This window comes from Luteithermobacter gelatinilyticus (assembly GCF_005849285.1).
Taxonomy (GTDB): domain Bacteria; phylum Pseudomonadota; class Alphaproteobacteria; order Sphingomonadales; family Emcibacteraceae; genus Luteithermobacter; species Luteithermobacter gelatinilyticus.
This window is the reverse complement of record NZ_CP040517.1, coordinates 1,216,965-1,243,086: the sequence shown is the minus strand read 5'-3', so window position 1 is coordinate 1,243,086 and position 26,122 is coordinate 1,216,965. Positions and strand designations below refer to the sequence as shown.

Here is a 26,122-nt window from a genome sequence, read left to right as displayed (position 1 = left end):
CATTCTGCTCTCTTTCCCCGGAGAAATAATTTTCTTCGCCACCCCCTATCATCTTCCCCCGTATATTTGATATAATTGCCTTTCCAAACAAAGGGAAAGACAAGATGATCATCAACCAACCGAAATGCTGGATTGCGGTTGCAGACGGTAGCCGCGCCCGTTTTTTCCTCAAACAAAACGCCAAATATGATTTGAAAGAACTGGAAGGGTTTGCCTTGCCCAGCCTGCCTAGCCGGGAAATCGACATGGATCAGCCCGGCCGTCAAAGCGGCGGCGCGAATGGCAGTCGGCATGCCATGGAACCCCGCAACGACGCTCATGATCTGGCGGAAGAGGAATTTGCCCGGGAAATGGTCAAAAAACTCAACGAACACGCCCGAAACAAGGATTTTGAAAAGCTGATCCTAATTGCGGCCCCCAAAACGCTGGGACATATGCGCAAGGCCATGGAACCGCAGCTGAAAGATCTGATTGAAACCGAAATTCCCTCTGATCTGACCAAAATGTCGGCCCATGAGTTGAAGAATTACCTGCAAAATAATCTTTAGCGTGAATTGTGCATAGGTTGGCTCAACAATCGGGGGCCACCACCAGTCATTCTGGGTAAAAGTCCAAAGGACACCGAACAGATACAACAAAATATGGCTTGCAACCCCTGTTTATGGAACAGTTCAAATAACTAAACAAACGTTTGATTATTATATTGATCTCCCGAACACCCTGCGCTAGAGTGAATTGAGCCAACCTGTTCACAATTCACTCTAGAGTCAATCTAATCACAATTCACTTTATGATAAAACCCGGGACCCGCCCCAGGATTAAAGAGACAAACCAGTAAGGACAAGACCATGAAAGATGTCGTTATCGTTTCCACCGCCAGAACCCCCATTGGCCGCGCTTACAAGGGCGCCTTCAACAACACCAAATCCCCGACCTTGGGCGGACATGTGGTTCGTGAAGCCGTCCAGCGTGCAGGCCTTGACGGCGCGGAAATCGAAGATGTGATCATGGGCAGCGCCCTGCCCGCAGGGACAACCGGCTGGAACATTGGCCGCATGAGCGCCATTGCCGCCGGCCTCCCGGTCAGCGTGGCCGGCATGACCCTGGACCGGCAATGCTCTTCCGGGCTGATGGCTATCGCCACCGCCGCCAAACAGATTATCTGTGACGGCATGAGCACCATTGTCGCTGGTGGTCTCGACAGCATCTCCCTGGTCCAGGATAAGGCTTTCAAATGGATCATGGAGAGTACCGACCCCGCCGTTCTGGCCATGAACGAGAACGCCTATATGCCCATGCTGCAAACAGCGGAAGTGGTCGCCAAACGATATAATGTCAGCCGCGAGTCCCAAGACGAATATGCGCTGACGAGCCAGCAACGCACAGCCGCCGCACAACAGGCGGGTAAATTTGATGACGAAATCGTGCCCCTGCCCTCCATCAAACTGGTCAAGGATAAGGAAAGCGGCAAGATCAGCGAAGTACCGGTCACTCTGGAAAAGGACGAAGGCAATCGCCCTTCCACCACGCTGGAAAGTCTCGCCAGTCTGCCCCCTGTCATTGAGGGGGGCACAATCACGGCTGGCAATGCCAGCCAGTTATCAGATGGCGCTTCCGCCTGTGTGGTGATGGATGCACGGCTCGCAGAACAGAAGGGGCTCGCGCCGCTTGGTATTTACCGGGGCATGGCGGTGGCCGGGTGCGCGCCGGAAGAAATGGGCATCGGCCCCATTTATGCCATACCGAAACTGCTGAAACAGGCGGGCCTGAAAATTGAGGACATCGGCCTTTGGGAACTCAATGAAGCCTTTGCCGTTCAGGCCCTGTATTGCCGGGATCATCTGGGTATTGATCTAGAAAAATTCAATGTTAATGGCGGCGCCATTTCCATTGGTCATCCTTATGGCATGAGCGGATCACGTATGGTGGGACATGCCCTTATTGAAGGCAAGCGCCGCGGCGTGAAATATGTGGTCATCACCATGTGTGTCGGCGGTGGCATGGGTGCAGCCGGCCTTTTTGAGGTGGCGTAAGCTTCCCGTCCCGAAACAGTCTACCGTCAGCGCTGAGCGCCATGCCTCTGATAGTCTTCCATTGTGTCAATATCGCGGAAGATGGCGTCAGTGCCGACGGACAGCTCAACCACATCATCCGCATGAGTGCCCATAAGGGATCTGGCGCCCTGATCGCCGCCGAGCGCCATCATTTCAGGAAAAAATACTTTATCCCATAATACTGGGTTGCCCCGCCGCCCGCTACGGACCGGAACAATAATTTTCCCTGGTTTCGCCTTGTAGGCGGCGATCATCTGATTGAGCAGGTCCGGGGTGATATCCGGCATATCCGCCAGACAGATCAAGACCGCCTCTACTCCCCCGGGCAAGGCGGCAAGCCCGGCCTTCAGTGATGTGCTTATGCCACCCGCAAAATCCGGATTATGAACGAATTGCACCTGTTTTTGAGCTAGGGCAGATAAAATCTCACCCGCCTGATATCCCGTGACCACGATAACGGGAGCGGCAGCAGAGTCCAACAGGCAGGTGGCCGCTCGGCCGACAACCGTATCACCATGATACGGCAGCAGCAATTTATTCTCTTCTCCCATACGCCGGGATTGCCCCGCCGCGAGAAGAAGTGCTGCCACCCGGGACATGAACACCCATCGTCAGGTTATTCGTAGCTGGGCGGAACATCCGCATCGCCACGTTTTTTCTGCAACCTCAGGCGCAATGCGTTCAGCTTGATAAACCCTTCCGCATCACGCTGGTCATAGACCTGATCTTCTTCAAAGGTCACATGCTCCATGGAATAGAGCGACTTCGGAGACTTGCGCCCGACCAGCATGACGTTGCCCTTATACAGTTTCAGGCGCACGGTGCCTTCCACATGTTCCTGCGACTTGTCAATCAGCGCCTGAAGCATTTCCCGCTCCGGTGAGAACCAGAAGCCATTATAGATCAGTTCCGCATAACGCGGCATCAGTTCGTCTTTCAGATGCATGGCGCCCCGGTCCAGGGTGATGCTTTCCATCCCCCGATGCGCGGTAAGCAAAATGGTGCCGCCGGGAGTTTCATAAATGCCCCGGGACTTCATGCCCACAAAACGGTTTTCCAGCAAATCCAGACGGCCAATGCCATTGGCCCCGCCCAGTTCATTCAGACGCGCCAGCAAAGCCGCGGGAGAGAGCTTTTCACCGTCAATGGCCACGGGATCGCCTTTTTTAAACTCAATCTCAATATAGGTGGGTTTGTCCGGCGCGTCTTCCGGTGAGACGATACGGTTATAGACATATTCCGGTGCCTCCTGCCACGGATCCTCCAGCGCCTTGCCTTCACTAGAGGTATGCAACAAATTGGCGTCAACGGAAAATGGCGCTTCGCCACGTTTATCCTTGGCAATGGGGATCTGGTGTTTCTCGGCAAAGGCGATCAGTTTGCTGCGGCTGTTGAGATCCCATTCCCGCCAGGGCGCGATCACCTTGATGTCAGGATTGAGCGCATAATAGCCAAGTTCAAAACGGACCTGATCGTTGCCTTTGCCCGTTGCCCCGTGGCAAACGGCATCCGCCCCGGTGGCCGCGGCAATTTCGATCTGGCGTTTGGCAATCAATGGTCGGGCGATGGAGGTGCCCAGGAGATAAACCCCTTCATAAAGCGCATTGGCGCGGAACATGGGAAACACATAATCGCGTACAAATTCTTCGCGCAAATCCTCCACATAGATTTCTTTGCAGCCCAGAAGTTCCGCCTTTTTTCGGGCCGGCTCCAGCTCCTCCCCCTGGCCCAGATCGGCAGTGAAGGTCACCACTTCGCAGCCATAGGTATCCTGAAGCCATTTCAGGATAATAGAGGTATCCAGTCCGCCGGAATACGCAAGCACCACTTTTTTGATTTTCTCTGACATCAGGCTAGTCCTTGAGCTAGGGGTTTCGGCACAGAATATGGTGTCTTCAATACTCTTTCCCGCCGGAGAAGGTCAACCGAAAAGAAAATGGTAAAAAGAAAAAGGCTGCCGTCATTGCGACGGCAGCCAGCCCTTCTACGGAGGATAGCCATGACTGTGTGGATCATCGCTATCATAGGGTTCAAAAATTCTGCGAAACGTTTCGCATCACGCTTCTGCAACCTATGACCCTTCAGGTTCTAAAACCCTCCAGTATTTCAGAAAAAAACTGCAGCCAAAATGGCTGCAGTTCCTTGGGTATAGTTTCCGCGTATTAGAAACGGGTATTGATGCCGAAGAAATAATACCGGCCGATCGGATCGTAAACGGCAGGGTAAACGTTCCCGCTGTTTTCGGTGGTTCCGCCGAAGTCATTCCCGACAACCGTTGGCTGGCGATCAAACAGATTGTTGATTCCGGCCCGGACCGTCACATTATCATTGATCGTATAAGACGCGCTCAGATCAAAATAATGTGCAGCAGGGATCACCGGCTGGACAAAATCTGATTCATCCGCTTCGCCAAAGGCAACCGTATCATTGGTGACCTTGCTCAGATACTGCCAGCGCAAGAACACGGTCAAGGCATCATAGGTCCACTGAACGGTCTGGTTGAAACGCCATTTAGGATCAGGCCGCAGACAGGTGGTTCCGGCAAGTCCGGCGCAATCATCCGTCTCCAGGAAGTCCGCATCCCGGGTCAACGTCTCGATGACATGGGTGCCGGTAAACGCCAGGTCAATACGCCCCATTTCCCCATCATTCAGGTCAAAACCGTAATTGATGGACAGGTCGATGCCCTGAGTCTTGTCAAAGGCGGCATTTTCCAAGGATACATCCACCCCGGTTTCGGTGCCCCCGTTGAGGGACCCGTTGAGCGGGTTACGGGCGATCCGTTGACAGAATTCCCCGGATGCATCCTTTTCGATGTTATAACAGGCATCCACGACACTCTGTTCCGCGAACTGGGTGATCACATTCTTGATCTCGATGCTGTAATAATCCAGCGCAACGGACAGACCGGGCACAGCTTCCGGCTGAAGGACGAACCCCAGCGTGAAGGTGTTGGATTTTTCCGGCTCCAGTTCCGGGTTGCCGCCCAGGAAGTTATTGATCTGTCCTGAAATCGGGCCGTTTACCGTACCGATATCATCAGGCTGCACGCCGGTTGCAATACACAAGGCTGTCAGTTCCGCATTCCCGACCGGATTGGCCCCTGCACAAGGATCCGTGGTCAGGTCACCCGTACTGGGGGTTTTCGGCAAACCGATTTCCCTCAAGTTCGGCGCACGCACGGCCCGCTGGAACATGCCGCGGAAGCGCAGATCACTGATCGGCGCCCATTCCCCGCCAATCTTATAGGTCCAGTTGGTGAAACTATTTTCAATATTGCCAACCGTGTTCTGATAATCCGCTACACGCACCCCAGCGTCCAGCACCAGGGATTCGGCAAAGGTGGCGTCCTGAACCAACGGGATCTTGGTTTCGGCAAAAAATTCCCAGACCCGAAAATTCGCATCTACCGGCGTACTGGAGCCGAAACCGATGCTGTTGCCGCTGACCAGGTTATCGTCTGGCAGGGATTCGTTGCTCTCCTTGCGGTACTCAAAGCCCACGGCAAACGCCCCGGGGTTTGACGCACTCGGCAGTTGCAGCGGCAAATCACCGGTCAACGAGCCACCCACAATGGTTTGCTCCGTATTATTGACCTCTGCCAGGTTCAGGGCGATAAAGCGTGCGGCTTCCTCGGAAATATTGCCGGCGCCAAAGAAGTTTACCGGCACGCACCCGCCGCTGGGGTCTTCACAGACGATTTCCCCGGTAACTGGATCCGTAATTGCCCGCATGCCCTGCTGGGCCTTGCTGAAGCTAACGTCATTGACGAAGTTCTGGGTCCGTTTGGTACGACCATACTGGGCAAACACATCCCAGACAATGCCGTCGCTAAGGTCTCCGGTAAAGCCGCCAACAAACTGATAAGCGGTATTTTCATAAATGGAATCACGCGTGCCAATTTCCGGCAAACGCCGTCCGAAAGCAATATCAATATTGGCATCAGGATCAACCACACCGTCACTGTCGGCATCGAACTCGGCATCAACAACACCATCTCCATCCTGATCGGTCAGCGCATTCACCGCTTGCGCAGACAGGAACGGGTTGTTCAGGTTCAGCGAGAACGGGAAGAAAAAGGTTCCCGTCGGCGCAATGATGGTGCGTACTTGGTTGTTGGCAAAGGACGCCCGGCTGTAGAATTCGATATTATCGGTCACGTCATAGGTGGCCAACGCCGTGGCGGTCCATTTTTTCTGCGGCGTTTGCAGCAGGTTAAAGGGGTTGAAGTTGAAAGTGCCTGCGAACGGCACCAGATTGCCGTTTTGATCAAAGGAGACCGCTTGATCGCCATTAGGATCGGGAACCAGCGCAAAGGTGCCATCAATCACCCCGTCCGGCGTGGTGAAGCTGCCGCCCGGAGAAAAGTCTGCTGCGGCCAGGGCAAATTCGGAAAACTCCCGATCACCCTGGGTCACGGCTTTCTGGTCCGTATAGCCGATATTGAGCACCGCATGGCCGCGATCTCCGGCAAAGCTGCCACCGACGGTCACGCTGAAATCAGCTCGTTCACCGTCACCCCGCTCGGAAATACCGTATTGGGCATCCATTTCGAGACCTTCGAAGTCGTCGCGCATGATAAAGTTGACAACACCGGCAATAGCGTCAGACCCATACACCGCAGAGGCCCCGCCGGTGACCACTTCAACCCGTTCGATCAGGCTGGTGGGGATCATGCTGAGATCCACAAACCCCTGGTTATCAAACGGCACAAAACGTTTGCCGTCCACCAGGACAAGCGTGCGTTCTTCACCCAGGTTTCGCAAATCAACGGTGGCGCCGCCGTCATTGCCGTTATTGGCCTGGGCCCCAATGCCTGCTACAGCTTGGGGAATGTCGCGCAGGAATTCTTCCACATTGGTGGTGCCGGTCATTTTAATGGTACCGGCCTCAAGCACAGAAACCGGGCTGTTGGCTGTCAGGTCTTCACGTTGAATGCGTGAACCCGTCACCACCACTTCTTCGAGGGTTAATTCCTCTTCTTCTTCCGCTGCCACAGCCGTGAGCGGGAATGTCGCAACAGATAAACTCCCGAGGACCGCAAGTGCGGACACACCGGTTTTCAGACGTCTGTTTATATGAAAAATAGCTTTAGGCATATTTTCCTCCCTTAGGGTTGGTTTTGGTAATTCCTTGTGTCAAAGAGCGGCAAGACATGAATCCTGGTATAAGCCGTTCTCCGGAATCTTTTTTCTTACCCCTAAGACTCTCTGACGAAGAAAAACCACCATACGCCCGTCAGAAAAATACGGAGAAAAACGCAACCTTTTCAACAACTTCAATTAATATTCTGTTTTTCGAATATTGATAGAATTTAATTCCAAAATTAGCATTCATAACGCAATAAGTTTTGAATAAGTCGCAAGTCTCAAAGAGGGAGAAATGAACCCCAAAATGGCGAAGGGGTCTATCGATATGAAAGCAGCGCTCCCCTATAAGAGGAACGCTGCAAAATGATCTATTATAGAACGTCTAAGACGTCGTGGATTAGAACCGTGAGGTCACACCGAAATAGAAGTACCGGCCTACGGCGTCGTAAACGTCAGCGGCGGTAACAGTACCCGTCACATTCTGGTCAAAGGGAGCCGGAACGGCCGGCGGTGTTTTATCAAACACGTTGTTTACACCACCAAAAAGCTGAACGTTTTCAAGCACATTATAGCTGGCATAAAGGTCGTGGTACCACTGTGCGCCAACATCATTACCGGCAAAGTCGTCGGTCGTGATGGTGTTGTCAATAACAGCAGAGCCAATCAACCTTGTTCCCCAGGAAATGCTGAAATTGTCACGGTTGTAGGTAACCCGCGTATTGAATTTCAGTTTGCTGAGCCCAACTTCACCGGCTTCTTCAATGACCTCACCCCCCTCAAACGGCGTGAAGTTGTTGGAGAACATATAAGTGCCGATGACGTTGAAGTTGAAGTCCCCTTCACCCAGACCTAATACATCCGCATCAACGTCATAATTGATAGAGAAGTCAATGCCGTCCGTTTTAAACGTGGCCACATTGATTTCCTTGGCATCAATGCGCAGGATCAGCCCTGTGACAGGATCACGCTGGATCAGTTCACAGAACGGGTTGTTGGGGAAATCCGGCTGCAGCAGACACTGTTCAGCAGTTGTCTGAGCTGAGAAACTGTTGATCGCATCATCAACAGTGATGTTGAAATAATCAACAGTCAGAGACAGACCCGGGACAGCTTCCGGCTGAACAACCGCACCAATAGTCCACGTGTCGGCGGTTTCTTCATTCAGGTCAGGATTGCCTGAGGCAAAACCACCGGCGCTCCGGATCCCTGCGGCCCCCGGATCGAAGTTTTCGTCCACACCCGGAATTGTAGCGCAGCGATCTTTAACGATCTGGGGCTGCCCCTCACCGCCTTTGGTACATGGATCATCAACAGAACGGAAGGTTTCAGAACCTTCATTAAACAATTCATCGATGTTAGGAGCACGGACGGCACGGGAATACCCACCGCGGATACGCACATCCGAAATCGGAGACCATTCACCGCCGAGTTTATAGGACCATACACCGCCAACAGTGCTGTAGTCCGCATAACGGATTGCCCCTTCAACTCCTAAATATTCTGCGAAAGCCGCATCAGCCAGCACGGGAACCCGCACTTCGCTAAAGAATTCTTTCACATCATATTCACCGTTGGTAGCAGGTGTGGAGTTACCTGAGGTAATCCCAAGCTGAGCCAGAGCATCCGGATTGTCTTCACTTTTCTCCTTGCGATACTCAGCACCCAAAGCAACACCGACATCACCAGCGGGAAGCGTCAGGAGATTACCGGTAACAGATCCTGCAACCACATGCTGGGTCAAGCGAGAGGTGAATGACTCAGGCGTACTTACATAATCGATCGCTTCCTGAGAGATGCTGCCTACACCAAAGACGTTGATCGGAACACACCCCTGTGAACGTGCCAGCGCATCCTTACAGCGGAACTGACCAGGGTTATCCGGATCGGCTTCCACATTCAGGCCATTGAGGAAGTTCTGGGAGTTGAACACACCGCCATTGATCTGATCCTGGGTAGTAACCCCAAACGTATAATACGTATCATAAGACCAGTTCTCATCGATGTCCCCTTTGAAGCCGGTGGCTACACGGAAGGTCTGACGCTGGGCATCGGATGTCCGCGGGCCTAGCTCAAGAAAACGTTTCCGGAAGGTAATCTCTTCTGTCCCATCAGGGATAAGAGCCAGAAGTTCAGCCGGAATGAACGGGTTATCAACCGGCAGGTTGATGTTCGGGATATTCCCCACAGAAATGAACTGCCCCGTGATGGTCGGCTCCAGACGAGAATCTGACTGAAGTCTTGAATAAGCGCCTTCAATGAAAAACTCGTGACCATCAGCGATATCGTAGTCAATTTTAGCGCTCATCAGATAACGTTCTGTGGGAACGCGGATCAAACGGAAAGCATTCCGGTTGAAGCCGTCTTCAGAACTAACAAAGGGCTTATTAAAGAGGCCGGTTGCCGGATCAAGTGTAAAACCGCGCAACTGTCCCGGGATAAAGAAATGCCCCTGCGGAGGGAAGGAGCTAAAGGCCTGATTGTCATCCAGGAACGTATCTGACTTGGAGAAATCACGATCCTTGGACTCGATCATTTCCTTCTTGTTATAGCTGAAATGCAGGATGGCGCTACCGCGGTCATCCCCGAAGGTTCCACCAACAGTAGCCCCAAGGTCGTATTCTTCCCCGTCACCTTCATCACTGATACCGAAGCGGCTGTTAAACTCAACGCCTTCGAAGTCGTCTTTCAGGATCAGGTTTACAACGCCGGCAATGGCTTCAGAACCATACACGGCAGAAGCCCCGCCAGTGACCACTTCGATTCTATCAATCATTGCCGTCGGAATCATCGCCACGTCCACCTGCGGACCACCAGCCAAACCGCCAACGTGACGCCGGCCGTTTACAAGAACCAGAGTCCTTTCTGAACCCAGATCACGCAGGTCCAGGATAGTTGCCCCGGTCGCAGTTGTGGTGAAGTTTGAGTTGGTATCGGATACCGGCGGTACACCTGCGGACGGCAACCGGTTCAACAGTTCACCAACGTGGTTCAGACCGGAAACCTTTACATCGTTGCTGTCAAGCAAGGTAACCGGGCTCGGGGCTGTCAGATCCTTACGCTTGATACGGGAACCGGTAACAACCACCTCTTCAAGGGTCAGCTCTTCTTCTTCCGCAGCTATAGCTGTGAAAGGAGTAGTTGCAACAGATAAGGTCCCGAGGACCGCAAACGCGGACACACCGGTTTTCAAATATCTGTTAATATGAAAAAAGGTTTTAGGCATTTTTCCTCCTGTAGGTTGGGTTTTAGTGATTCTTTTTTGGAGGAACGCCAAAAGCACAGCTGAATGCTGCAGGATATACTTTCCCTGCGCAAGGCGTCCTCCTGAATCTTTATTTCTTGAAACCCAAGACCCTCAAAGGAGCGGAAACCACCATGTCAAAATGAAAAAAATACTTCTTTTTCAACAACTTTGATGAAAATTTTGTTTTTGCGGATACTTTCAAAACAAAATTTCAAAAATATCAGAAATTCTGTATTTAGTTTAAAATTTGAGCTGAAGGCCCATGTAAAAATAAGGCCCCAATACGTCATAAACGTTTGGAAAGGTATTCGCCTGCTGCTGGCTTGATCCGATAAACTCCGGCATATTGTTCAATAAATTGTCCACCCCGCCACGCAGAGAAATCTGCTCAGAAACCTCATATGTGGCATAGAGGTCAAAATAATGTTGTGCAGGAATATCCGGCACAGCAAGTTGATCCGGTCGCAGGCCCTCCAGTTGAGCCGCATCTTTGACAGCTCCCATAAAACGCCACCTTAATGTCAGGCTTAGCGGTCCTGTCTCCCATCTGGTCAGTTGCATAAACCGCAGCCGCGGATAGGGATCTCCGCAAATCCCACCAAAAAAGCCAACACAATCGGGGCCCTGAAGACCTACCGCTGGATCAAGGCGAAAGCCCAGCACATAGCTGCCCTGAAAATAAAAATCCAGATTGCTGCCTCCAGTGAACAATCCCCATTCCACCGCCCGGGAATAGAATATCTGCAAATCAAATCCATTGGTGTGGGCCTTGCCCTGATTTTCAAGGGTGAGGTCCAGATAATTCAGATTGCCATCCGGAAGACGGTGAATCGCCTGACAATAAGGACTCTCAGGATTATTACCGGAATAACAGAGGGCAAAAACATTTGCAGCGCCACCGGCCAGAATATCAATCCGGTCATGCAGGGTGATATCATAATAATCCAGGGTCAGTTGAAAGTTTCCAAACTGATCCGGACGCACCACCAGACCGGTCGTAAAAGTATCCGAAAATTCTTCTTTCAGATTAGGGTTACCAGAATAACTAATTCTAATCAGGCCACTAGCCTGGGTAAAATGCCCTGTTTCACCAGCAGGCACCCCCGTCGCTTCACATAGCGGAACAAGCATTTCAGAAGCCTCCGCATAACGTGCCGCACAAGGATCCATAACTTCACTAAACGTTTCCATTTTACCGGAAAAAAGCTCGTCAATATTGGGAGCGCGAACCGCCCGCTGATACTGCCCTCTCAAACTTATCCCACTTCCCGGGGACCAGAAAACCCCTGCCGCATAGGACCAGTTAACCCCAGACGTCTGGAAATCGGAGTATCGGAAAGCCCCGGAAAGTTCCAGCTTCTGTCCGTCGGCCCCGGTTGAAATCAGCGGGAGAGCAAATTCGCCAAACAGGCTGAGCACAGCATAACTGCCATTGGCCCCCTGATTGATATTAAATCCCAGAACATCCCCGCTACTGACCGCCTCATCGGTTTTAAAATGACTGCTTTCCTTGCGCCACTCCGCCCCGAACAGAAACTGTGCTGGCTCTTTTTCCTCTCCCCCCAACCATGACATATCAAGAAAGCCGGAAATCTGAGTACTTGCCACCTGTCGCTCATATGTGGTCTTGCTGAAAGTATTGATGCCAATATACGCCAAAGCCTCAGGTGAAAGGTTGCCCGCTCCATAAATATTTGCCGGCACACACCCTTTTGCACGCGCCGCCTCATCCGCACAAACATATTCTCCGTCCAGTTCTATAATGTTCAGCGCCTGACGCAGCTTCTGTTCCGAAACATCGTTGATATTGTGTTGTTCATGGGAATAATGGCCGTAATTATAATATCCCGACCACTGCCAGCGCGCGGACAGATCGGCCTCAAAACTGAAAACCGTATTAAAACTGTCTCGGTCATTTAAAGATTTTCGTGTCCCGATTTCCTGAATGCGCCGCCCCAGAAACGGAATAAGTGCTTTGCCATCTGCCTGGAACAACAGTCTGCCGGTCACATCAGGGTCCGGCACACCTGTCGCAACCACTGGTGTTCCATTATCATTCCAGAGCGCCTGGGTTGATAGAACATTTCCTTGCTCATCATAGACAACACCCAACGCCTGGCGCGCCTGTACCGGCGTTCCATCCGCATGAAACAAAAGCTCGCCAGCCCCATTTCGAGCTTGAATAATGTCCCCCGTGCCATACCAGTCAAGACCTCGCAGCGCCGCCCGGCTGTCCTCGGCAAGAAAGGGATTCTCCACCGGGACCAGAACCTCCCCCATAAAAGCTGGGGTTGGCGCCAGTTTTGTGTCAACCCTATTATGCACGAAGGTCGATCGGCTTTGCAGCCGCAAAGCGTCCGAAATCTCATATTTACCACCCAAGGTAGTCATCCACCTTTTTTGTGGCAGCTGAAGAAAGTTATCGGGCGCATAATTGAAAGAGTGTTCCTCACTTCTATAGGGCAGGGACTCCCCTTGAGGTCCAAAGCGCTCAAGACCCGGATAAGGGCCCGTAGGAAATACACCAATTATCCGGGTTTCTGGAATAGCGCCGCTTCCCAGACGGATCAATCCGGGAACGCCGCCTTCACTCGGACGGGATGGAAGACCAAAGCCAAAATCCGGATCGGCACTGCCTGGCACAATAAATCCATCACCCAACGCATAACTGGAGAACCTCCTTTCCCCCTGCAATAATGCCTGCCTTTCAAGATACCCAACATGCAAAAACAAATTGCCTCTGCCTTGGGCAATATCGCCGCCAAACACCGCATCTGCATGCCATTTCTCGGCATCTCCTGCATTGGAAATACTGTATTGAGTGTCCAGCAGACCGCCCTGAAAGTCATCTTTGAGAATAAAATTCACCACGCCGGAAATCGCATCTGATCCATAGACCGCGGAAGTTCCGCCCGTGGCGATTTCAACCTTTTTGACCAACACAGTGGGAATGGCATTAAGATCAATAATCCCCGCCTGATTACTGGCCACATAACGCTTTCCATCCACCAGCACCAATGTGCGGCTCGTCCCCAGCCCCCTGAGATCCAGCGTTACAGTGCCATCTCCCGGATTATTGGAATGAGCGGTCAAGCCCGGAAGTACCTGAGAAAACTTATTGAGAATGGTTTCCACATTCGTGCTTCCAGTTGTCCTGATTAGGTCAGACGAAATGATCGCCAGGGGAGTAGGTGTGACAAACTCCTTACGTTCAAGACGGGAGCCGGTAATTACTAATTCTTCTACGGGAAGATCCCCGGCATCAAGCTCTACAGTTTCTGTAAGAGAGGCAGACAAATTGTCTGGCTGAGAGGACCGGGGTCGTTGTCGGCGTTTCTCCCGCAGGCCCCGGGCTTTGGCCTGATCAAACCGAATAATGATAATATTCTCTGCATTGCGATAAGCAATGAGCGGCGTGTCTTTCAGCAGCACCGCCAATGCCCCGGTTGACGTATAACGCCCTTTCAGACCTTTGGCCGGATACTGCCGGGCTCTGTCATAAGGGAAAATAATCTCTTCACCGGTCTGTTGGGCAAATAGAAGAAGTGTATCCGCAAGGGTGGCCAAGTCCTTCCTAATATGAATTTCCTGAACTGGATGGGGTAGCTCAACAGGCACAACAGAGTCTTGTGCGCCAAAAGCTGCGTTTTCCGGAAATAACGTTGCAGCAACGCCCAAAACACAAAAAAAACACAAAGACACAACGGTGTCTTTGTAAAACCTGTAGCGGTTTTTCCATTCATGAAAGCGTAATGGAAACATATTTTTCTGCTTAATTCCAGTCTACCGAATGATCTATGCTTCCACAATAACCGTAAGCAAGGGGGTAATACGAATAACTTTTACCGGAAAAGCGTCCTCTACGGCACTGATAAAGGCGTCGAAGTCATCAATTTCGAAAGCGCCGCCCATTTTCATGTCTTTGGCTCTGCGATCAGTGATGATAATTTTACGGTTACTATATCGGGCCATTTCCTCTACGACTTCGGCCAAAGCCTGTCCCCGGAAAATCACTTTTCCCTGCGGCCATAGTGTTTTTTTATCCAGTTCCAGTTGGCTGGCCCGCCCCACTAACCCCAGTTTGTTTTCATAAGCATAGACCTTCTCACCTGCAGACAGCAAAACCATATCCCTGTCCCTTGGGCGGCTCTTTTCTTGTTTGATCTTTTCCTGAACCGCAAGCGGCTGCATATGCGGCAGAGTTTGCCCCTGACCTACGGCAACAGTACCCTCGAGAACAATGATTTCCACCTTGCCCGAAGTTTCATAGACGTTAAAAGACGTCCCCACGGCCATGATCACCCCGTGATCCGTTTCCACAACAAAGGGACGCGTTTCATCTTTGCTCACCTCAAAGCTGGCTTCCCCCCGTAACAGTCGTACCTTCCTCAGTTTTTCTGAATATTCTTCCCGCACCCGCGTATTTGTGTTGAGGCGCATAACCGACCCGTCATCAAGTGTGACGGTCAACTGCTCGCCTACACCGGTTCTGAACGTCCCCTCCGGCATCCATGATTGGTATAAATAATAGGAGAACACCCCCACCAGAAGAAACGCTGCCGCCGCAGCGTACTTTTTTTGTAAATCTGAGAAAAACCAGCCCCGATGGCGCTTTTTCCACCACCTAACAGGAACGACACGCGCCCCCTCTTTCGCTGGCTGTTTAGCCATCCCGGCCTGAATAGCCTGGTCTGTTTCATTAGCATTGGCCAATTTGAGAAACAGGTCTGGATCCGGTTCTTTTTGCCTTGCGGCCGCACCACAAGAGATCAGATCAGGAAGGTCCTCAATGGTGCCCCAAAAGACAGCAACCTTTTTAAAACTGGCAAAATGCCTTTCATCCGCCTTGAGCCAGCGCTCAAACTCCCCTCTGACCTGGTCATCATCAACCCCTTCCTGCAGGCGCAGATACCACTGTCTGGCCTGATCTTCTACAGATATTTTACCACCCATACTCTCATCTCTTCCGTAGGTTGTTTTGTCTTTTTATTATTATATTATTGTATATTATATTTATTGTTTGTTTTATTTCTTTTACTGTTTTTATGAAGAACGAACAGCATCACCCTTGGCAGTTTTTTGGTTGTGCGCGGGAGAAGTCTGTTTCATTCGAGCTTCCATATACTGCTGACAATCCCGCATGCCTTTCAGCACGTGTTTTTCAACCGTACTGACGGAAATGCCAAGTTTGTCAGAAATATCTTTATAAGACATCCGGTAAATCATTCTGAGTGTAAACGCCTGCCGACATTTGGGCGGCAAGCTCAGCACCGCCTCACAAAACAGCCGATATTCCTGTTTTGAGCTAAGACGCTGATCGGCCAAAGGCTCCCTGCTTTCTAATGTCATTTGATCAAGATCCAGGCCATTTTCAAATTTTACGATTTTTTTCCGGCGCAGCGCCTTCATGGCCAAATTGTGCCCGATCCGAAATAAAAACGCCTTCGGAGACCGGATTGCTTCCGGATTTTTTGCATTATGGAACTTTAAAAAAGCTTCCTGTGTCAGCTCCTCTGCCTCATTTTCAGATTGCAGGAAGTTATACACATACCCTTTCAGGGACTGGCTGTGTTCCCTGTACAGCCCTTCCACAAGGCTGTTGTTATGTTGGAGATTTTTATTGTTATCTTTCATCTCTATGTGCCAGAAATTACGGATGTACAGAACTTACGTCCCGCAAATCTCCGGCTTCCTCCGTAAAAAGATTTATAGCCTTTTACCCTGTGTTTCTCAGTAAAATCACAATGGCCTTTCCCACAGAAAACTGCAGAAAATCAAGGCAAAAGGTAAATTCAAAAAAAATAATTGTCTACTGGCGGATTTATCGATCTTAAGGGTCTTAATATTTTATGGGCCATTCAATACTCAACGGATCGGCGAACATGAACACCCGAAGTAAAAAAGGCTGCCGTCAAAAGACGGCAGCCAGTTCTCCTACGGAGGATAGCTATTCCTGTGTGGGTGAATAGCTATCAAGGATCTGTGGTAACTACCCCCGCGAAGAAAAACACAGCCCCAAAAGTCCCAAACTTAAGAAATGGCTGTTCTGCGTCTTACGCAAGTGACGAAAAAGCATAAAGCTCCCCGTTTTCACACATACCATTTATTTACTACCATACTGCCGTTGATAATTCTATCAAAAATGAAAAAATCATTCTTTTTTACAGAAAATAGATGCATTATTTAAATTTTATACGTGCTTAAACACAGTAACAATGCTCATGAAGCGAAGGCTCACAAAAGACAAAAAAAGAGCGCGGCACCAATGTCTCACACCAGAACCGCACCCTAATTCACATTGATTTCAAATAGTTACAAGGCCTTGTTGGCCTCCCGGTTGGCTTCCACGGTCTGATAAATTTTGCTGCCGCGTTCGCGGAATTTTTCTGACATTTCCTGCATACCCTTTTCCGCTTCCTGCGCGGCCGCATAGTCCCGAACTTCCTGCGTGATTTTCATGGAACAGAATTTCGGCCCGCACATAGAACAGAAATGCGCCACTTTATGGGCTTCTTTTGGCAGGGTCTCATCATGATATTCCCGGGCCTTTTCCGGATCGAGCGACAGATTAAACTGATCCTCCCAACGGAACTCAAACCGCGCCCGGCTCAACGCATCATCCCGAAGCTGCGCCCCCGGATGCCCCTTGGCAAGGTCGGCGGCATGGGCCGCAATCTTATAGGTGATCACGCCGGTTTTAACATCGTCCCGGTTGGGCAGGCCCAGATGCTCCTTCGGCGTCACATAACACAGCATGGCACAGCCGAACCAGCCGATCATGGCCGCCCCGATCCCGCTGGTAATGTGATCATACCCCGGGGCAATATCAGTGGTGAGCGGGCCCAGCGTATAGAACGGTGCCTCGTGGCATTCCTTAAGCTGCTTGTCCATATTGATCTTGATCTTGTGCATAGGCACGTGGCCCGGCCCCTCGATCATGACCTGCACATCATGCTTCCAGGCAATCTTGGTCAACTCACCCAGGGTTTCCAGCTCAGCAAACTGCGCTTCGTCATTGGCGTCCGCAATGGAGCCCGGCCGCAGACCATCCCCCAGGGAAAAGCTGACATCATAGGCCTTCATGATCTCGCAGATTTCCTCAAAATGGGTATAGAGGAAGTTCTCCTTATGATGGGCCAGACACCATTTCGCCATGATTGACCCGCCGCGGCTGACAATCCCCGTCACCCGTTTGGCCGTCATTGGCACATAACGCAGCAGAACACCGGCATGTATGGTGAAATAGTCCACTCCCTGCTCGGCCTGCTCGATCAAGGTATCCCGAAACACCTCCCAAGTCAGATCCTCGGCCACCCCGCCGACTTTCTCAAGCGCCTGATAGATCGGTACCGTCCCAATCGGAACAGGTGAATTGCGGATGATCCATTCCCGGGTGTTGTGAATATTGCGACCGGTGGACAGGTCCATCACCGTATCCGCCCCCCACCGGGTTGCCCAGACCATTTTTTCCACTTCCTCAGCCACGGATGATGCCACGGCGCTGTTGCCGATATTGGCATTGATCTTGACCAGGAAATTACGGCCGATGATCATGGGTTCAAGTTCAGGATGATTGATGTTAGCCGGAATGATGGCGCGCCCGCGGGCCACTTCATCACGCACGAATTCCGCCGTGATCTGTTCCGGAATGCTGGCGCCAAAGCTTTCGGCATATTCATCCGGGGTGTAATTTTCGGCCAGTTCCGCCCCCAACTGAGCTCTGGCCATATTTTCCCGAATGGCGATATATTCCATTTCCGGCGTGATGATGCCGCGCCGGGCATAGGCCAATTGTGTCACAGCCTGCCCATTCCTGGACCGCAAGGGTTTGTGTTTGATCGGAAACTCCTGAGCCAGATATTTACCGGTGGCATTCCCGTTATCTTCTGGCTTGACTTCCCGCCCTTCATAGGCCTCCACATCGCCCCGGTCCATGATCCATTTTTCACGGATACGCGCCAATCCCTTGTAAATATCAATCTTCACATTGGGGTCGCTGTAGGGTCCCGACGTGTCATACACCCGCACCGGCTTTTCATTGGCGGAAGGAGACAGGTCGATCTCCCGCATAGGCACCCGGATATCCGGCGCAACCGTTCCTTCCACATATATTTTCCGCGATGCCGGAAGCGGTCCGGTGGTAACTTCCATTTTTGGGGGCATCTTTTCCGGATCGGTGGCGATATTCATCTGGATCTCCTGTAGAAAACATTTGTGCAAAGATCCGGCAACGGCAACGACAAAGGAAAAAGTGAAGAGTTGATTTCACGCTATCCCTTCCCTACGCCGGTATCAACCGGATCAGGTTCTAAGGGTCGACAGGAAAACTGCCTCTCAGCCGCATGGCACCCCTAGGAATATATATTATGTCCATTAATATTATATCCGGGGGGTATTTCAAGAAAATATTGCAAATAACATCCAATGAGCTATGTAGGTTCCATGATTATTGAGATGAAAGACCTGAAATCCCGCCTTAAAAAGGGCCAACGCCTGCTCGGGCTGGATTTGGGGAGCAAAACCATTGGCATTGCCTTGTCAGATATACAATGCTCTATTGCCAGTCCCATGGAAACTCTCCGACGTACAAAATTCACCAAAGATGCCGAGCGGCTGTTGCAAATCATTAAAGAACAAAATGTGGGCGGGATCATTCTGGGTCTGCCAATCAATATGGACGGCACAGAAGGCCCCCGGTGCCAGTCCACGCGTCAGTTCGCCGCCAATATGATGAAAAAAACTGACATTCCTTTTGTTTTGTGGGATGAGCGTCTGTCGACAATGGCTGTCACCCGCACGCTGCTAGAAGCCGATGCCAGCCGCAAAAGACGTCGGGAACTGGTGGATAAAATGGCCGCCGCCTTTATTTTACAGGGCGCACTGGACAATCTCGCGCAATTATAATCTCCTCTTGCCCTGAATGCCCCCGCCCTCTATAAAATAGCTCTTCAGTAAGAACTACCCATAACAAGGACTGAAGCATGTCACACGCCGCGCCATCGTCTTCTCTGGCGACGAATAATCTGCCGTTCCCACACCGGCACCTTTTGGGGATAGAGGGGCTCAAGGAACGGGAGATTACCCAGATTCTGGATGTCGCCGATATGTATGTGGAACAAAACCGGCAGACCAATAAAAAGAAAAACATCCTCCAGGGTCTCACCCAGATCAATCTGTTTTTTGAAAACTCCACCCGCACCCGCATGTCTTTTGAGCTGGCGGGAAAACGGCTTGGCGCGGATGTAATCAATATGTCCACCTCCACCTCTTCCCTGAAAAAGGGGGAAACCCTGCTGGACACAGCCCTCACCCTCAATGCCATGAAACCGGATCTTCTGGTGGTCCGGCACGGTCAGTCCGGAGCCGTCAATCTGTTGTCGCAAAAAGTAAGCTGCGCCGTGCTCAATGCCGGCGACGGGCGGCATGAACATCCGACACAGGCCCTGCTGGACGCGCTCACCATCCGCCGGCGGAAGGGACGTCTGGCACGCCTGACGGTCGCCATCTGCGGAGATATCGCCCACAGCCGGGTGGCCCGCTCCAACATTTACCTGCTGACCACCATGGGCGCGCGGGTGCGCCTGATCGGCCCGCCGACCCTGATTCCGGCCAGAGTGGAGCGGCTTGGTGTAGAAGTTTTCTACGACATGAAGGAAGGACTCAAGGATTGTGACATCATCATGATGTTGCGGGTACAGACCGAACGCATGCAGGGCGGTTATTTTCCGTCCATCAGTGAATTTTTTACCCTGTACGGGCTGGACTATGACAAACTGTCCGTGGCCAAGGACGATGCCCTGATCATGCATCCGGGCCCCATGAACCGGGGAGTGGAGATTGACGCCGCCGTGGCCGACGATCTCACGCGTAGTGTGATCCAGGAACAGGTGGAAATGGGGGTTGCTGTACGTATGGCCTGTCTCGACCTTCTGACCCGGGAAAAACGCAACCAGGTTCAGGAGGCCGGCAAATGACCCGTTACACGCTATATGACAACGCCCGCCTTCTTGATCCGGCCAGCGGCCTGGACCGGCTGGGACAACTTCTGGTCGACAGTAAAATCATTGCCGCCATCGGCGAAAAACTCACCGTTCCCAAGGACGACATCACCATCATCGACTGTCAGGGCAAATGCCTGGCCCCCGGCCTGATTGACATGCGCGTCTTTATTGGCATTCCGGGGGCAGATTATCGCGATACTATCCAGAACACCGGCGATGCGGCGGCTTTCGGGGGGGTCACCACAGTCTGCGTCCAACCTGTCACCTCGCCTATTATTGATGACCTGGCGCGAGTGGAATATGTGATGAGCCGCACCCGTCAGGCCAAAGTCCGCTTTCTGACCTTCCCGGCATTGACCAAACAGCTCAAGGGCAAGGAAATGACCGAAATCGGATTGATGAGCCGGGCGGGGATTAAAGCTTTCACCGACGGGAATGTCAGCATCCCCGACGCCACACTCATGCGGCGTATCCTGAAATACATGTCCTATTTTGACGGGCTGGTGATCCAGCATCTTGCCGAACCCAGCCTGTCGGCAAATGGCTGTATGAACGACGGGGAATTGGCCACGCGCCTCGGTCTGCCCGGCATCCCCACAGAAGCCGAAACCATCATGCTGGAACGGGATATCCGCTTGCTGAAAAAAATCGGCACCCGGTATCATGCTTCCCAGATCACCTGCCAGGACAGCATTGAAGTCATGAGAGCCGCCAAGGTAAGCGGCTTGCGCATTACCGCCGGGGTGGCAGTGCCGCATTTTGCCCTCAACGAATTTGCCATCGAAGATTATCGCACCTTCGCCAAAGTCTCCCCGCCGCTCAGGAGCGAGGACGATAGGGTCGCTGTGGTAGAGGCCCTGAAAGACGGCATCATCGATGTGATCGTCAGCGGTCATGACCCGGAGGACCCGGAAAACAAACGTGTACCCTTTGAGCAGGCCGAAGCCGGCGTTATCGGACTGGAAACCATGCTGCCCGTGGCATTGGAGCTTTATCACAATGGCCATCTCAGCCTGCTGGAGGTGCTCGCCAAGATGACCTGTAATCCAGCCAGAATCCTGGGGCTGGAAACGGGAGTGCTCGCAGAAGGCGCGCCGGCAGATCTGTGTCTGTTCGATCCCGACACCCCATACAAAATTGACGCAGACAACCTGATCAGCATTACCAAAAATACCCCTTTTGATGGTCGCCCGGTCCAGGGCCGCGTCTTGCGAACCGTTGTCGGCGGACAAACGGTGTTTGATTATAACGCCGCATAAACGGGGATAATGCATGAGCGAGCCCCTAGCTTACCAAACCATCCTTTTGGCCATCCTGGCCGGCTATGCGTTGGGCGCCATTCCTTTCGGTCTACTGCTCACCCGTCTGGCAGGGCTGGGGGATATCCGGAAAATCGGGTCAGGCAATATCGGGGCAACCAATGTCCTGCGCACCGGTAATAAAGCCCTGGCCCTTCTCACCCTCCTGCTGGATGGCGGTAAGGGAGCCGCTGCGGCCCTGCTGGCCGAAACGTATCTGCCGGGACTGGGACTGTATGCCGGAGGCGCCGCGTTTGTCGGACATATCTATCCCGTCTGGCTGAAATTTAAAGGTGGGAAAGGGGTTGCCACATTCCTTGGCACTCTTCTGGCGCTAGGCTGGCCGGTGGGCCTCGCCGCATGTCTGACCTGGCTTATCACGGCGCTGCTGTTCAGAATTTCGTCGCTTTCCGCGCTTGTTGCAGCAGCACTTTCCCCACTCTACTCTTATTATATTGACAATATAGGGCTTGCAATTTTAAGCGGTATATTGTGTAGTCTAATCTTTATCCGTCATAAGGATAATATCAAACGCCTGCTGGATGGCACAGAACCCCGGATCGGCAAAAAAGGCTGACCACGCTTTTTTTTGGGGGGAGCTACATGATTGGGGGAACACACGATTGGGGGAATAAATGAATGGACACAAAGATGCTGCGCCAACGCCTTTGACAGCCGAAGAAAAGCTGTCCCGTCTGCGATTGATCCGCACCGAAAATGTCGGGCCGGTGACTTTCCGCCACCTTCTCGCCCGCTATGGCAGCGCCAGACAAGCCCTTAAAATGCTGCCTGAACTTTCCCGGCGCGGGGGTCGGCGCAAGCCGCTCATCGCCTATGCCGAAAAGGCAGCGCGGGCAGAACTTGCCGCGCTGAAACGCCTTGAAGGGGAGATAATTGTTTTCGGGGATGTATCCTATCCCCGCGCACTCGCCGCGACAGAAGACGCCCCACCGGTGCTTTTTGCCCTTGGGCACCGCTCCCTCCTCGAAAAACCGTGTTTTGCCATTGTCGGTGCCCGTAACGCTTCCGCTGTCGGCCTGCGCCTGGCCCGCCATATGGCGCAGGCGCTGGGGCAGGCAGGATATGTGCTCATCTCCGGCATGGCCCGCGGTATTGACGCCGCCGTCCATGAGGGGGCCCTGTCCAGCGGGACTGTTGCTGTGCTGGCCGGCGGTGTCGATGTGCCGTATCCCAGAGAAAATGAGCCTCTTTATCATCAAATCAGGGAAACTGGCCTGCTGCTGTCGGAAATGCCGCTCGGCATCCAGCCCCAGGCCCGGCATTTTCCCCGCCGTAACCGGATTATTTCCGGTCTTTCGTTGGGGCTTCTGGTGGTGGAAGCCACCCACAAATCCGGATCCCTGATTACCGCCCGGCTGGCGCTAGAACAGGGGCGTGAGGTTTTCGCCATTCCCGGCTCACCGCTGGATCCGCGCGCCAAGGGACCAAACAGTCTGATTCGCCAAGGCGCCGTCCTGACCGAAACGGCCGACGATATTCTTGACGTTCTGCACCTTCAGCAGGACAGAATTATCGGAGAACCCGATATGGATCACTTCACCCCCCCGCTCTGGTCCGACCCAGAGGAAAAAGATCTGCACAATGCACGGCTTGTAATTCGGGAAAAACTGAGCCATACGCCTGTCCAGATAGACGAACTGATCCGGCAAACCGCCCTCCCCCCGGCCGTGCTGCATACGGTGCTTCTGGAACTGGAACTGGCGGGAGAAATCGTGCGTCATCCCGGAAACAGGGTAGCTTTTTGCTGACAAATTGTGCTAGAGCCCATTATAAGCCACAGACTCTTGTTTAGAACTTTATATGTCGCGGTGTTCCCGCTGCGGATGGAAATAACGGATAGAACTAAAAGTCAAATACATGAAAACGGTTGTTGTTGAATCTCCGGCCAAGGCCAAAACTATCAATAAATATCTGGGCAAGGACTATCAGGTTCTGGCCAGTTTTGGCCATGTGCGTGATTTGCCGTCTAAGGACGGTTCCGTCAAACCTGACGAAGATTTCGCTATGGAATGGCAGGTGGACAATGACAGTAAAAAACGCATCAAGGAAATTGCTGAGGCCGCCAAAAAATCCGACGAGATCATTCTGGCCACCGACCCGGACCGCGAAGGGGAAGCCATCAGCTGGCATGTGCTGGAATTGCTGAAAAAGCGCCGTGGTGTGATTAAGGACCAAGCCATAAAGCGTGTGGTGTTCAACGAAATCACCAAAAATGCCATTCTCAAGGCCATGGAAGAACCGCGCAATATCGACGACAAACTGGTGGAAGCCTACCTGGCCCGACGCGCGCTGGATTATCTGGTTGGTTTTACCCTCTCCCCGGTGCTGTGGCGCAAACTGCCGGGCTCACGTTCTGCCGGGCGGGTGCAGTCAGTGGCCTTGCGGCTGATTTGTGACCGGGAGTTGGAGATTGAGCAATTCAAGCCCCGTGAATACTGGTCCATTCTTGCCAAAATGAAAACCGGAGCCGGCGCGGCCTTTGAGGCCCGCCTTAGCCTGCTTGACGGGGCCAAGGTTCAGAAATTCACTCTGACCAATGAAACGGACGCCCTGGCCGCCAAGGCGAAGATCGAACAGGCGGCTTTTTCGGTGGCTTCCGTGGAAAGCAAACCGACAAAACGCTATCCCGCCCCGCCCTTTACCACCTCGACCCTGCAACAGGAAGCGGCCCGCAAACTGGGATTCAATGCCACCCGCACCATGCGTGTGGCCCAGAAACTTTATGAAGGTGTCGATCTTGGTGGCGAAACCGTCGGTCTGATCACCTATATGCGAACCGATGGCGTTACCCTTGCCCAGGAAGCCATTCAGGGGGCACGTAGTGTTATTTCCCGTGATTTTGGCGAAAAATATCTGCCCCAATCCCCACGGGTCTACAAGTCAAAGGCGAAAAATGCGCAGGAAGCCCATGAAGCCATCCGCCCGACGGATCTGTCTCGCCTGCCCAAGGATATGGCGCGTTACCTGGACGAGGACCAGCGGCGGCTGTATGAACTGATCTGGAAACGGACCATCGCCTCGCAGATGAGTGAGGCCCAACTGGAACGCACAACGGTGGACCTGATCTCCGAGGATCGCCAACAGGGCCTGCGCGCCACCGGCACGGTGCAGATCTTCGATGGTTTCCTGACGTTGTATCAGGAAGGCAAGGATGATGAGGACGACGAGGAAAATGGTGGCCGTCTTCCAAAACTGGACAAGGGGGATCCGGTCAATCAGGAAAAGGTCGAGGCCAATCAGCATTTTACCGAGCCGCCGCCGCGTTATACAGAAGCAAGTCTTGTCAAGAAAATGGAAGAACTGGGCATTGGCCGGCCGTCCACCTACGCCTCGATCCTGTCCGTCCTGCGGGACCGCAACTATGTGATCATGGACAAGAACCGCTTTGTCCCCGAGGACAAAGGGCGGCTGGTGATCGCCTTTCTGGAAAACTATTTTGGCAAATATGTCGAATATGACTTTACCGCCGGCATGGAAGAACTTCTGGACCAGATTTCCGAAGGACAAATCCCTTGGAAAAAAGTTCTGAATGACTTCTGGGCGGAATTCAGCAAAGCTGTGGACGAGACCAAGGAACTGCGCGTCGCAGATGTTCTGGAAACTCTGAACAATGTGCTGGCTCCCTATATTTTCCCGGAAACCGAAGACGGTAAGGACCCGCGGGCCTGTCCCAAATGCACGGATGGTCGTCTGAGCCTCAAAACCGGAAAATTCGGTGCCTTTATCGGCTGCTCCAACTATCCCGACTGTAATTACACCCGGCATATGAAAAACGGCGAACAGAACGGGGCGGAAGAGCCGCTTGAAGACGGGGTCAAGCTTTTGGGGATTGATCCCGGAAGCGGCATGGAAGTGACCCTGCGCAGTGGTCGGTTTGGTCCCTATGTCCAGTTAGGCGAACCGGTGGACAAAAAAGAAAAACCCAAACGGGCCTCGATTCCGAAAGGCATGTCCGTGGACAGCGTGGATCTTGAACGGGCGCTGAAACTGCTGTCCCTGCCCCGGGAAGTGGGCAAACACCCCGAAGACGGCGGGCCGATCACGACCGCCATTGGCCGCTATGGCCCCTATGTCGCCCATAATGGCGTTTTTGTCAGTCTCAAGGATCCCGAAGAGGTCTTTACCCTCGGGATCAACCGAGCTGTCGAACTGATTGAAGAAGGCCGGAAAAAGAAAAAAGGCGGGGCCGCCACGATCAAGGAACTGGGGGCGCATCCTGAAGACGGCGAACCTGTCCAGGTTCTGGACGGTCGATACGGTCCCTATGTCAAGCATAAACGAACCAATGCGACCATTCCCAAGGACAAGGATCCTAAGGAAATCACCATGGAAGAGGCCCTGGAACTTCTGAAGGCCCGCGCTGCCAGGGGCAAAACCAAACGGTCCCGTAAGAAAACGGCCTGACCGATAGAGA

General features: G+C 52.5%; 16 protein-coding genes and 1 riboswitch. Of the genes, 8 read left to right on the top strand and 8 right to left on the bottom strand.

Going from position 1 to position 26,122, the window contains the following annotated elements; all coding sequences use genetic code 11:
- Positions 1-104 precede the first annotated feature (104 nt).
- Both FE788_RS05490 and FE788_RS05485 read left to right on the top strand, forming a co-directional pair.
- A complete protein-coding gene (locus FE788_RS05490) occupies positions 105-548 on the top strand; it encodes a host attachment protein (RefSeq protein ID WP_138379699.1) in 444 nt (147 codons plus the stop codon).
- 300 nt (positions 549-848) lie between these two features.
- The gene (locus FE788_RS05485; RefSeq protein ID WP_138379698.1) at positions 849-2,033 is read left to right on the top strand and encodes an acetyl-CoA C-acyltransferase; all 1,185 of its coding nucleotides are present in this window, start codon (positions 849-851) and stop codon (positions 2,031-2,033) included.
- Between the two features lie 26 nt (positions 2,034-2,059).
- On the opposite strand, the gene FE788_RS05480 is transcribed toward FE788_RS05485, so the two are convergent.
- The 8 genes from FE788_RS05480 to thiC form a co-directional block, all read right to left on the bottom strand.
- Positions 2,060-2,653, bottom strand: coding sequence for a nucleotidyltransferase family protein (locus tag FE788_RS05480; RefSeq protein WP_138379697.1), 594 nt, complete (start codon positions 2,651-2,653; stop codon positions 2,060-2,062).
- Between the two features lie 17 nt (positions 2,654-2,670).
- Positions 2,671-3,903: an argininosuccinate synthase gene (locus FE788_RS05475; protein ID WP_138379696.1), complete on the bottom strand. Its 1,233-nt coding sequence runs from the start codon at positions 3,901-3,903 to the stop codon at positions 2,671-2,673.
- A 313-nt stretch (positions 3,904-4,216) separates the two neighbouring features.
- Positions 4,217-7,153, bottom strand: coding sequence for a TonB-dependent receptor domain-containing protein (locus tag FE788_RS05470; RefSeq protein ID WP_138379695.1), 2,937 nt, complete (start codon positions 7,151-7,153; stop codon positions 4,217-4,219).
- A gap of 388 nt (positions 7,154-7,541) precedes the next feature.
- Positions 7,542-10,367, bottom strand: a complete 2,826-nt coding sequence (locus tag FE788_RS05465) for a TonB-dependent receptor domain-containing protein (RefSeq protein ID WP_138379694.1) — start codon at positions 10,365-10,367, stop codon at positions 7,542-7,544.
- Positions 10,368-10,628: 261 nt separating this feature from the next.
- Positions 10,629-13,955, bottom strand: coding sequence for a TonB-dependent receptor plug domain-containing protein (locus tag FE788_RS05460; protein ID WP_168190285.1), 3,327 nt, complete (start codon positions 13,953-13,955; stop codon positions 10,629-10,631).
- A gap of 228 nt (positions 13,956-14,183) precedes the next feature.
- On the bottom strand, positions 14,184-15,341 hold the full coding sequence (locus tag FE788_RS05455; RefSeq protein WP_138379692.1) for a FecR family protein: 1,158 nt from the start codon (positions 15,339-15,341) through the stop codon (positions 14,184-14,186).
- 90 nt (positions 15,342-15,431) lie between these two features.
- Positions 15,432-16,022 carry an RNA polymerase sigma factor gene (locus tag FE788_RS05450; protein WP_138379691.1) on the bottom strand — a complete coding sequence of 197 codons (591 nt, stop codon included), beginning with the start codon at positions 16,020-16,022 and terminating at the stop codon, positions 15,432-15,434.
- A 678-nt stretch (positions 16,023-16,700) separates the two neighbouring features.
- The gene (thiC, locus tag FE788_RS05445) at positions 16,701-18,578 is read right to left on the bottom strand and encodes a phosphomethylpyrimidine synthase ThiC (protein ID WP_138379690.1); all 1,878 of its coding nucleotides are present in this window, start codon (positions 18,576-18,578) and stop codon (positions 16,701-16,703) included.
- A gap of 71 nt (positions 18,579-18,649) precedes the next feature.
- A riboswitch (TPP riboswitch) is annotated at positions 18,650-18,751 on the bottom strand.
- Positions 18,752-18,812: 61 nt separating this feature from the next.
- On the opposite strand from thiC, the gene ruvX reads away from it, so the two are divergent.
- From ruvX to topA, 6 genes are all read left to right on the top strand, one after another.
- Positions 18,813-19,292 (top strand): Holliday junction resolvase RuvX, encoded by a 480-nt coding sequence (gene ruvX, locus FE788_RS05440; protein ID WP_168190284.1) that lies wholly within the window; start codon positions 18,813-18,815, stop codon positions 19,290-19,292.
- 77 nt (positions 19,293-19,369) lie between these two features.
- A complete protein-coding gene (locus FE788_RS05435; protein ID WP_138379689.1) occupies positions 19,370-20,362 on the top strand; it encodes an aspartate carbamoyltransferase catalytic subunit in 993 nt (330 codons plus the stop codon).
- A complete protein-coding gene (gene pyrC, locus FE788_RS05430; protein ID WP_138379688.1) occupies positions 20,359-21,648 on the top strand; it encodes a dihydroorotase in 1,290 nt (429 codons plus the stop codon). The genes FE788_RS05435 and pyrC overlap by 4 nt, the downstream gene beginning before the upstream one ends.
- A gap of 13 nt (positions 21,649-21,661) precedes the next feature.
- Entirely contained in the window at positions 21,662-22,264 is a 603-nt protein-coding gene (gene plsY, locus FE788_RS05425) for a glycerol-3-phosphate 1-O-acyltransferase PlsY (RefSeq protein ID WP_138379687.1), read from the top strand.
- 58 nt (positions 22,265-22,322) lie between these two features.
- Entirely contained in the window at positions 22,323-23,456 is a 1,134-nt protein-coding gene (gene dprA / locus FE788_RS05420) for a DNA-processing protein DprA (RefSeq protein ID WP_138379686.1), read from the top strand.
- Positions 23,457-23,565: 109 nt separating this feature from the next.
- Positions 23,566-26,112 carry a type I DNA topoisomerase gene (gene topA / locus FE788_RS05415; protein ID WP_138379685.1) on the top strand — a complete coding sequence of 849 codons (2,547 nt, stop codon included), beginning with the start codon at positions 23,566-23,568 and terminating at the stop codon, positions 26,110-26,112.
- Positions 26,113-26,122 lie beyond the last annotated feature (10 nt).